The sequence below is a fragment of the Arachnia propionica genome, assembly GCF_003932785.1.
GTDB classification, from domain to species: Bacteria; Actinomycetota; Actinomycetes; order Propionibacteriales; family Propionibacteriaceae; genus Arachnia; species Arachnia propionica_B.
Genome location: NZ_RQYT01000109.1, coordinates 1 through 1,163, shown reverse-complemented (window position 1 = coordinate 1,163; position 1,163 = coordinate 1). Strand labels below are relative to the sequence as shown.

At 66.1% G+C, this 1,163-nt stretch carries 2 protein-coding genes and 1 pseudogene; 2 read left to right on the top strand and 1 reads right to left on the bottom strand.

Annotated features, from left to right (window positions below; all coding sequences use genetic code 11):
- A pseudogene (locus EII35_RS16575) lies at nucleotides 1-229 on the top strand (hypothetical protein); the annotation flags it as partial.
- Between the two features lie 286 nt (nucleotides 230-515).
- Here the strand turns inward: EII35_RS16575 and EII35_RS15455 are convergent.
- Nucleotides 516-764: a hypothetical protein gene (locus EII35_RS15455; protein ID WP_003780556.1), complete on the bottom strand. Its 249-nt coding sequence runs from the start codon at nucleotides 762-764 to the stop codon at nucleotides 516-518.
- A gap of 2 nt (nucleotides 765-766) precedes the next feature.
- Between EII35_RS15455 and EII35_RS16820 the strand changes: the two genes are divergently transcribed.
- On the top strand, nucleotides 767-1,163 hold a 397-nt coding region (locus tag EII35_RS16820; RefSeq protein ID WP_221739803.1), incomplete at its 3' end, for a hypothetical protein.

Sequence of the window (1,163 nt, the reverse complement as noted above, 5' to 3'; positions counted from 1 at the left end):
ACCCCCGCCCACCACGAAACCATCCACTATGCTGCTACTGTCCAAGAGAAAGAACCCGCATAGGAGCGGCGCAAAACCTCAGGCGCTTCACACCGACTTCACCCACATCACCGACACAGAGATCCACCACGCCGAAGACCTCCTCAACACCCGACCACGCCGAGTACTTGACTGGGCCACACCAGCAGAGAAAATAGAACAACTAATCACCGTTGCACACACCACCTGAAACCGCCCCCCCAAATGAGACCCAAAATGATCCCACGAGGCCACGCGACGGAGCGCGGGCGGAACCGACCGCTGACCAGGCACGTTGTTGCAGGGCGCGGCAATCGACAAGCCCTTGCCGCGCCCGTAGGAACGAATGAGGCTCCCGAAACTCTTAGAGTGCGAAGCACGGCTGCGGACCGTCATCACGACGACGGGCAGCCTGCCTTCGGCGGGTGCCAGGCCAGGCCCTCCGGGCGGGGTCAGGTCGGCGGGAGCGGTGCTGAGGTTGCGTGCGTCGGCGCGCATCAGCGACCACCGCCCCGGCCGTAGCGCTTGATGACAGCCTGGTGCGTGACGCCGAGGGCGTCGCCGATCTTCGCCCAGGTCACCCCATCGGCGCGGGCGTCGGCGACGGCGATCTCGACGGACTCCTCCAGCACGGAGCGGAGCACGCCGAGGTCGTAGAGACGTGCCTCGGACTCGGCGAGGGAGGGGTCGCCCTGTCGCCAGCGGAAGCCGTTCACGTGGTCGAAGGCGGCGGAGTTGGCGCTCATCAGTGACCACCGCCCATCACGGCGGCGACCGCGGCGCGCTGTCGCGGGGTCAGGGGCGTGCGAGCCAGGCGTTCACCGGCCAGACGACCAGCAGCACGAGCGGCGGCGATGACGGGATCGAGGCCGTCTGCCTGCGGAGAAGGAGTGGAGCCCTGATCGAGGCCAGGGCGGTCGAGCGCGGATGCGCGGGGAACGTCGATAACGACAGACATCGGAAGTCCTCAGACATGAGTATCTTCCGGTTCCCCGCCACGGTAATTGGGCTGTTTGACCGGCTACTCATCCGGGAGCAGAACCCCGCGCTTCTAAGAGGGTGCGCGGATAGGGGGATCGTGACGAGGATCGTCACGGTGGCCTCCTGGCAAGGCGGACGACGAGGAGCGCACTGGATTGTGCGTT